The following is an 8,674-nucleotide window of genomic DNA, read 5'->3' on the forward strand; positions in this document are numbered from 1 at the left end:
GTGATACAGGGCGTCGACACCGACCTCGCACCACGGCTCGCCACGAACGCCGAGCTCAGGATTTGCCGGCGGCCTCGGCGACGTTGTCGCCCCTGGCCACCCGGCGCGACGATCTGTGGCCGCGGGGGCGGCGCGGCGCCGTCCTGCCCGCACCCGCAGGGCGAGGAGCAGCACCGCCGCCGGCACCGGTACGCCGACCGTCAGCAGCCAGACCGGGACCCCGGCGACCGTCGTGACCCCGCCGTCGTAGTACGTGACGCGGCGGTACGGCGTGTCGGCGGCCGCCCTGCGCAACTCGTGGTCGCCGCTGATCCTGCCCGGCTCGGGGAACGACTGGAGGTAAGCCGTGAGGAAGACGCGGTCCCGGCCGCCCACGAAGTCCCGCAGAGCGGACCCCGCCCCAGCAAGGGCACCGGACCCCGCCCCAGCAGGGGCACCGGACTCCGCACCGGCGCCGGCATCCAGCGCGCCCGCGTACAGCAGCTCGGGCTCGGCGCCGCCGATCGCCGAGCGGGGCTCCATCCGGTGCTCGGCCAGGACGTAGAGCCCCAGCGTCTGCGGGTTCCGCGCCAGCCGCGACAGCCGCATCGGGTAGACGAGTTCCTCGCTGGCGAAGCGCAGCCGCAGCGGGTCGAGGCTGCCGTTCAGCGTCTCGCCGCTCTCCCGCGGGGCCAGCCGTATCGCCACGTACTCCCATCCGGCGTCCACGTACGGCTCCACCTCGGTGGCGAGGGCGTCCGGCAGCCGGAAGCCGTTGTCCTCCAGCCAGTCGCCCAGCGCGTCCGGGTCGGTGGCGGTCAGCCGGGCCACGTCGAAGGGGCCGAGCCGTTCGCGGCCGACCACGCCGACGGAGCCTCCCGGGGCCGGGGCGCCGGAGCCGTCGCTCTCCTCGGCGAACCGGTTCAGCGGCCAGTCGTCGCCGTCCGGCCAGAAATGGGTGCGGGCGCGCCGCTCCGGCGCGATCCGTCCCTCCAGGGCGTCGAACAGCGCGTTGTCGCCCAGCCCGACCGTCGCCCGGTTCGGAACGGGCATGATCCAGGCGGCCTCCGACGCGTCACCGGTGACGGCGAGCCGCATCATGATCTGCTCGGTGCGCCCGTCCCAGCGGACCGCCGAGATCTCCCGGTCGACGGCCACGTACATGCCGTCTCCGGGAACCATGGCCCCGCAGCCGCACGCGTATGCCGGACTGATCAGTGAGCTCAGCTGGAGGCCCAGCAGCATCATCACGACGACCAGCGGTTCCCGCCGCCGTCCGCGCCGCAGCCCGTCCCGCCGCCGCAGCCCGTCCCGCCGTCGGAGCCGCAGCCCGTCCCGCAGCCGCCCGTGCCCCACCCTCTGACGCTGTCTCTGCCGCACTTCCGTCCCCCTCGCCGTTCTCGGAGCTACGGACGGCCCACGGGCGGCGGCTGGTTCCGGACGGTTTCGGCCGGATCACGGCGCCGCACCCATGGCCGAGAGGATGAACAGTGGTGCGAGCTGTGCGCGGCGTATGAGAATGAGGCCGTCAAAATGGGGACGACGGTCAGGTGAATCGGGGGTTTCCCGCGTCTGTTCCCCGGGGGGTGTGCCAGTCTCCCTTGATCTGAGCGTGATCCGGACGGGTCCGGATCGGTAGGAGGTTCGGCGCGGCGTGGCGAATGCGGAGCACAGCAGACCGGGACCGGGCGGTCCCGTGGCGGGGGTGGCCGCAGGCTCCAGAGTCGTGGTGGCGCAGGCGGCACTGTGGCTGCTGGTCGCGCTGCTCGCCGTACGGCAGGCCGCGGCGGTGCTGCGGACGCCGCGCGGGGAGCGGCTGACCGACCTGGAGACCTGGATCGGCGAGGGCGGCGTGCTGCACGTCACCGGTTCGCTGTACGACGCCGATCCGGCGACCGGGAGACCCGGCTTCACCGGTACCCCGTTCTCCGGGCTCGTGCTCAAGCCGCTCACCCGATCGGCGGAACAGGCGCTGGGTGTCGCGTGGACGTTCTCCACGCTGCTGCTCGTCGTCGTGCTCGGCCTGGTCGTCGCCCGCGCCCTGCCGGGGCCGGTCTCGCGCCGTACGTCGATGCTGGCGGCGCCCGTCGCGATCAGCCTGTTCATGCTGTCGCTTCCGGTCCGCAACGCCTTCACGCTCGGCCAGACCAGCATCATCCCGGTGCTGCTCGTGCTGCTGGGCTGCTTCGCCGTCAAGGGCGAGCAGCGGTCGGGTGTGCTCATCGGCCTCGGCGCCGCCCTCCAGCCGGCGATGCTGCTGTTCGCCCCGCTGCTCTGGTTCACCGGACGGCAGCGGGCCGCCGCCTCCGCATGGGTCACCTTCGCCGCCTGCACCCTGCTCGCCTGGGCGGCGATGCCGGGCGACTCGCTGACGTACTGGGTGCACCACCTGGCGGGAGCCGGTCTCGGCGGCAGCGCCGACAGCCTCGCCAACCAGTCGCTGCACGGGGCGCTGCTGCGCCTCGGAATCGAGGGACCGCCGGAGATCGCCCTCCTCCTGGCACTGGGCGCCACCGTCGCCGTGGTCGGCCTGCGCAGGGCGGTGCGGTACGCACGGGACGGGCAGCTGCTGCTGGCTGTCGCCGTGACCGGCTGCGTCGCCGTCGCCGTATCCCCGACCGCCTGGCAGCACCAGCTGCTGTGGGTGCTGCTCGCGGTGGTCGGCCGGGTCGGGCGCCGGGCGTCGGACCGGCCGGTGTGGCCGGTCGTGGTCGTCCTGGTGATGTCGCTCAAGCCGACGATGCTGCTGCCGAACATCGAGGCGATCCAGCTGTTCGCGCGCAACGGTCCGCTGATCGCGGCGCTTGCCGCCGCCTGCGTGGTGCCCTTCCTGCCCAGGACCTCCGAGGTGTGGGCGCGGCCGCTGCCCGCCGTGTACGTGGAGCCGGTGTCGGCCCGCTGGGCCAGGGTCCCGCTCGCGCCGTTCTGGCGCCGGGTGACGACACGCCCCAACCTGGTGCTCGAACTGCTGGTGATCCGGGTCGTCTACTCGGCCTATTCCGAGGTCAGGGCCTCCGTGGACGGCAGCCGCGGCACGGCGGAGAAGCACGGTGACTGGGTGCTCGCCGCCGAGCGGTTCCTGGGCATCGACATCGAGCACTGGGCCAACCGGACGGTCACGGAGATCGGCTGGCTGGAGGAGACCTTCAACTTCTACTACACGTCGTTCCACTTCATCGTGCCGCTGGCGATCCTCGGCGTGCTCTACGCCCGCAGGCCCGGTGACTACCGCTGGGCCCGCTCCTCCATCGGCTTCGCCACGCTGCTCGCCCTGCTCGGCTTCTGGCTGTTCCCGCTCGCCCCGCCCCGGCTGATGCCGGGCATGGGCTTCGTCGACACGGTGCACGGCCCGCAGGACTTCTCGCAGCCCGACTACGGGGCGATGACCGAGGTCACCAACCAGTACGCGGCGATGCCCTCGCTGCACTTCGGCTGGTCGCTGTGGTGCGGCGTCGTCGTCGTCGTACTCGCCCCGAAGCTGTGGATGAAGCTGCTCGGCCTGGTGCATCCCACGATGACGGTGTTCGCGATCGTCGCGACCGCCAACCACTGGGTGCTGGACGCCGTGGGCGGCGCTGCCGTCGTCGCGGCGGGCTTCGGGCTGACGTACGCGCTGTCCGGGCCGCGCAGGACGCTGGTGCCGGAGACCGCGTCCGTACGGGAGTACGCGGAAGGGTCCGCACGGCAGGCCGCACAGGTGTCGGCAGGTGAGGCGCACGCGCAGGTGTCCGTACGGGCGCCCGCGGAGAAGTCCGCACATGAGGCCGCGCACGCCCACGCGCGGGAGGCCGGGCACGAGCCCGCCGCGGTGGGCGCGGTGGCGGCGGGCGGCGGGAGCGTGGCTTGGACGGAAAGGCCCCTGCCGCCCGACGAGGACCCGGTCAGCCGGGACTGACCAGGAGTTCCTTGACGCCGTTCAGCCACGGCGAGCGCAGTCGGCGTGGCTCGCCCGCCAGCCGCAGCCCCGGCAGTTCGTCGGCGATGGCGTTGAAGATCAGGTCGATCTCCAGGACGGCGAGGCTCTTGCCGAGGCAGTAGTGGGGGCCTCCGCCGCCGAAGCCGAGGTGCGGGTTGGGGTCTCGCGAGATGTCGAAGACCTCGGGGTGGTCGAAGACATCGGGGTCGTTGTTGGCGGAGGAGTAGAACAGGCCGACCCGGTCGCCCCTCCTGATCCGCTGCCCGCCGAGCTCGGTGTCGCGGGTGGCGGTGCGCTGGAAGGACATCACGGGGGTGGCCCAGCGGACGATCTCCTCGGCGGTGGTGGAGGGCCGCTCCCGCTTGTACAGCTCCCACTGGTCGGGGTGGGTGAGGAAGGCGTGCATGCCGTGGGTGATGGCGTTGCGCGTGGTCTCGTTGCCGGCGACGGCGAGCAGCAGCACGAAGAAGCCGAACTCGTCGGAGCCGAGGTTGCCGTGGTCCTCGGCCGCGACCAGCGCGCTGACGATGTCCTTGGCCGGGCACTCCTTGCGGGCGGCGGCCATGTTCATGGCGTACCCGATCAGCTCGGCGGCTGCCTCGGTGCCGACCTCCTCGGTGATGGCGAACTCCGGGTCGTCGTACGCCACCATCTTGTTGGACCAGTCGAAGATCTTCGTGCGGTCCTCCTGCGGTACGCCGATGAGTTCGGCGATGGCCTGGAGCGGGAGTTCGCAGGCGATCTCGGTGACGAAGTCGAAGCTGCCGCCGGGGCGCGAGGCGGCCAGCGCGGTGGCCTTCGCCGTGGTGACGATCCGTCGGGCGCGGTCGCGCAGGGCCGACTCCAGGGCGCGGATGGCGCGCGGGGTGAAGCCGCGCTGGACGATCTGCCGGACCCGGCTGTGCTCCGGCGGGTCCATGTTCAGCATGATCAGTTTCTGGACCTCTATCTGATCGCGGCTGATCCGTTCGTTGAAGCGGATGATCGCGGTGTTGAGGTTGGAGGAGTAGATCTCGGGGTGGGTCGAGACCTCCCTGACGTCCGCGTGCCGGGTGACGACCCAGTACCCCTCGTCCTCGAACCCGGAGACGCCCGCAGGCTGGGAGCACCACCAGACGGGAGCGGTCTGCCGCAGTTCGGCGAACTCCGGGTGGGGCATGCGGCTCTGGTAGATGTCGGGATCGGTGAGGTCGAACCCCTCGGGCAGCGCGGGGCGAGGCGTGGATGGCATCGACAACCAACTCCAGATCGATCTGATGGACCATCAGAAGCTGGCGAGAAGGTAGTAACGGGTTCTACAAGTCGCAAGGCCCGTGGCGCCAACTGTTGCGTGCGCGCGACTTGGGTGGTTGGCGTGCAAGACCCTTGCGTACCGCCGGTAGCAGTGGTGAGACTGCCTGAAGAACTAGAACGCGTACTAGTTGTGTCTCCGTGACCGCGGGCGCCGGGACGCCCCGCGGAAGTCCAGGAGAGGACGCGCAGGCTCATGGCAGCTGAACCCGTGATCGTGGAAGCCGTCAGGACCCCCATCGGCAAGCGCGGCGGCGCGCTCGCCAACCTCCACCCCGCCTATCTGCTCGGCGAGACCTACCGCGAACTCCTCGGCCGCACCGGAATCCCCGCCGACTGCGTGGAGCAGATCGTCGGCGGCACGGTCACCCATGCCGGGGAGCAGTCCATGAACCCGGCCAGGACGGCCTGGCTGGCGGTGGGGCTGCCGTACGAGACCGCGGCGAGCACCGTGGACTGCCAGTGCGGATCGAGTCAGCAGGCCAATCACATGGTCGCGAACATGATCGCCGCCGGGGTGATCGACATCGGCATCGGCTGCGGTGTCGAGGCCATGTCGCGGGTGCCGCTCGGCAGCGGCTCCCGGCACGGTCCCGGCAAGCCCTTCCCCGAGGAGTGGAACGTCGACCTGCCCAACCAGTTCGAGGCTGCCGAGCGCATCGCCCGCCACCGAGGACTGACCAGGGAGAACGTGGACGCGCTCGGGCTCATCTCGCAGGAGCGGGCGGCCACCGCCTGGGCCGAGGAACGGTTCAAGCGGGAGACCTTCGCGGTCCAGGTCCCCACGACGGAGGCCGAGCAGGCGGCAGGCCAGGGCATGTGGCGGCTGGTCCACCAGGACGAGGGCCTGCGCGACACCAGCATGGAGGCCCTCGGCCGACTGAAGCCGATCATGCCGACCGCCGTGCACACGGCGGGGAACTCCTCGCAGATATCGGACGGGGCGGCGGCCGTGATGTGGGCCTCGAAGCGGATGGCCCGCGCCCTGAAGCTGAAGCCGCGCGCCCGCATCGTCGCCCAGGCGCTGACGGGTGCCGATCCGCACTTCCATCTGGACGGCCCGGTCGACGCGACCCGGGCGGTGCTGGGCAAGGCCGGCATGACGCTCAAGGACATCGACCTCGTCGAGATCAACGAGGCCTTCGCCTCCGTGGTGCTCAGCTGGGCGCGGGTCTTCGAACAGGACCTGGAGAAGGTCAATGTCAACGGCGGTGCGATCGCGCTCGGGCATCCGGTCGGGGCGACCGGGGCGCGGCTGATCACCACGGCCCTGCACGAGCTGGAACGCGCCGACAAGGAGTTCGCGCTGATCACGATGTGCGCGGGCGGGGCGCTGGCGACCGGCACGATCATCCAGCGGCTCTAGCGAAGGCCGCCGCGGGCGCGGCCGCCATGGCCTCCGTGGTCTCCCGGGAGGAGGTGCGGGGCTGCCGTGCGAGGGTTCACACACGGCGTCCGGCGGCCGTCCCCGTGGGGACGGCCGCCGGAAAGGTACGCGCCGGTGCGAGCCGGTCGGCTCAGTACCAGTTGTGCGACTGCCAGAACGACCAGGCGCCGCACGGGCTGCCGTAGCGCTCGTTCATGTACTGCAGACCCCACTTGATCTGGGTGGCCGGGTTGGTCTTCCAGTCGGAACCGGCGGACGCCATCTTCGAGGCGGGCAGGGCCTGCACCAGGCCGTAGGCGCCGGAGGAGGCGTTCGTCGCCTTGTGGTTCCAGCCGCTCTCGTGGCTGACGATCTTGCTGAAGCACTGGTACTGCGCGTCGCTCTTGATCATCTGCTTGGCGATCGCCTGGGCACCAGAGGAGCCGGCGGCCTGGGAGGGCGTCGCTGCGAGCAGCATGCCGGCGGCACCGGCGGCGACGGCGGAGGCGGCGAGGGTCTTCTTGCCGAGGGCGATGCGGCGGATGACGGACTTGGACACGGAGAGCCTTTTCGTTCGGGGATATGTGGTCGCGGGCATGCCAAGGACATGCGAGAGCCGCTCGCGTACAAGGCGTGTACGAGGTGGTGCGCTCACGCAGTCCGGGATCCGCTCCGGGGTTCCGGGCGGTCCGGTCCGGTTCGGTTCGGATCCGGCTGCTGGGTGGCGGCCGTTCGGCTGCCGTCCCTGCGACGTGGACCAGTTTTAGCCGGATGACTCTCGGGTCGCAAAGACCCCCTCTACTACGAGACTTCGTGACTTGGGTGGAATGTCCTGATTGATGGGGGAGGGTGAGGGGTTGTTTGCGCAGGTGGACTCGGTTCGGCGGGCCGAAGGGCTCTCCTATGCCGCTTCGTATGTGATGTGTGCCCTGTGCGCGGCCTCACCTGCGCGGGGCCCGGAACGCCCTCGATCTCACGCAGGGTGACGGGGGTGCGGCGCGGGTCTACGCTCAAGAGAAACGGGAAAATCGGGCAATGGAGGGTGAGAGGAGAGCCTCATGTCCCGCAAGGTCGCAGACTGCACGAAGCAGCCGAACGAAGTGGGCTGCACGCTGGTCATCATCGGTGAGGAAGAAGAGGTCGTGCGGGCGGCCGCCGACCACGCCGTCGCGGTCCACAGCGAGGCCGACAGCGGCGAACTGCGCGACTGGATCCGCAGGGATCTGCAGGACGAGCAGTCCTGGCTCGCCGCCCACGTACCGGCCTGATACGGCGAGGCGCGAGCACGAGCCCGCGCAGGGCCCCGCGGGGAGACGTGCCCGCGCGGGGTGCGCCTGGGGTGCTGCTGAATGCGGTGCGCCGGGTGCCGCGGTGCGAGTCGCCGTACGGCACCCGGTGCGTCGGGCGCCCGCGCACCGGGTGCGCGGGCGCTGCTGCGGTGGCGCCGCTCACGGGGTGGCGCCGCTCACAGGCAGCGCGGCAGCCGCAACGAGGGTGTGATCCGCGATCACCGCATCGCGGTGGAGGCGTGGGGTCCCGGCCGGCCGGGTGGCGGCGCCCGGCAGGACGTTCGCGAGAGGTCATCGGCACGAACGCCTGACCGGCGGGCGCCTGGGAAGTCCGGAGCCGTCCGTCCGGAGCCGTCCGGGCTCGCCGCCGAAAGGCCGGCAGCGTGTGAGGCACGGGCCTTCCCGGCCACCGGCCGGTCGGCGGCCGTGCATCGGCCCGGTGACCGGCTGCGGGGATCGTCAGGGAGTGGTCCTGTGGCGGCCCGGTGACCGGCTGCGGGGATCGTCAGGGAGTGGTCCTGTGGCGGCCCGGTGACCGGCTGCGGGGATCGTCACGGTGTGGTCCCGCGGCGCTCCGGCGGACCGCCTGCCACGGCTGGGGCCGGCGCGTTTCCGCGGCCGGCCCGGCGTACGGCGGCGAGTTCCCGACGCTCCCGGCAGGCGCTGCCGCCCGGCAACCGGCGGCCGCAGCGGCAGGGGAGGCCGTTACGTTCTGAACCCCCGACGGCCGCACGGGTCGGAGTCACCCGCGTCACCCGCGTCACCCGCGTCACCCGCGTCACCCGCGTCACCCGCGTCACCCGCGTCGGTGGAGGCGGCGGAGGGGTCGGAGGG

Annotated in this window: 6 protein-coding genes; 3 read left to right on the forward strand and 3 right to left on the reverse strand. The window is 71.6% G+C overall.

All coding sequences use genetic code 11. The features are described 5' to 3' along the window. Positions 1 to 1,359, reverse strand: a 1,359-nt coding sequence (locus GUY61_RS30385) for a DUF2330 domain-containing protein (RefSeq protein WP_398957452.1), incomplete at its 3' end; no start/stop codon positions are given. Between the two features lie 316 nt (positions 1,360 to 1,675). Between GUY61_RS30385 and GUY61_RS30390 the strand changes: the two genes are divergently transcribed. Beyond that, the gene (locus tag GUY61_RS30390) at positions 1,676 to 3,874 is read left to right on the forward strand and encodes a bifunctional glycosyltransferase 87/phosphatase PAP2 family protein (protein WP_398957457.1); all 2,199 of its coding nucleotides are present in this window, start codon (positions 1,676 to 1,678) and stop codon (positions 3,872 to 3,874) included. On the opposite strand, the gene GUY61_RS30395 is transcribed toward GUY61_RS30390, so the two are convergent. After that, positions 3,861 to 5,126: a cytochrome P450 gene (locus GUY61_RS30395; protein ID WP_166633463.1), complete on the reverse strand. Its 1,266-nt coding sequence runs from the start codon at positions 5,124 to 5,126 to the stop codon at positions 3,861 to 3,863. The two genes, GUY61_RS30390 and GUY61_RS30395, sit on opposite strands and share 14 nt — an antisense overlap. Positions 5,127 to 5,381: 255 nt before the next feature. Between GUY61_RS30395 and GUY61_RS30400 the strand changes: the two genes are divergently transcribed. Beyond that, positions 5,382 to 6,551, forward strand: coding sequence for a steroid 3-ketoacyl-CoA thiolase (locus GUY61_RS30400; RefSeq protein WP_166633464.1), 1,170 nt, complete (start codon positions 5,382 to 5,384; stop codon positions 6,549 to 6,551). 151 nt (positions 6,552 to 6,702) lie between these two features. Here GUY61_RS30400 and GUY61_RS30405 read toward each other — a convergent pair whose 3' ends face one another. Continuing rightward, positions 6,703 to 7,149 (reverse strand): transglycosylase SLT domain-containing protein, encoded by a 447-nt coding sequence (locus tag GUY61_RS30405; RefSeq protein ID WP_166633465.1) that lies wholly within the window; start codon positions 7,147 to 7,149, stop codon positions 6,703 to 6,705. A 460-nt stretch (positions 7,150 to 7,609) separates the two neighbouring features. Here GUY61_RS30405 and GUY61_RS30410 point away from each other — a divergent pair, with 460 nt between their 5' ends. Continuing rightward, positions 7,610 to 7,819 (forward strand): DUF1059 domain-containing protein, encoded by a 210-nt coding sequence (locus GUY61_RS30410; protein ID WP_166633466.1) that lies wholly within the window; start codon positions 7,610 to 7,612, stop codon positions 7,817 to 7,819. The last annotated feature ends 855 nt before the right edge of the window (positions 7,820 to 8,674 follow it).

Origin of the sequence: Streptomyces sp. GC420, from assembly GCF_009916105.1 — a bacterium.
Classification (GTDB): Bacteria; Actinomycetota; Actinomycetes; order Streptomycetales; family Streptomycetaceae; genus Streptomyces.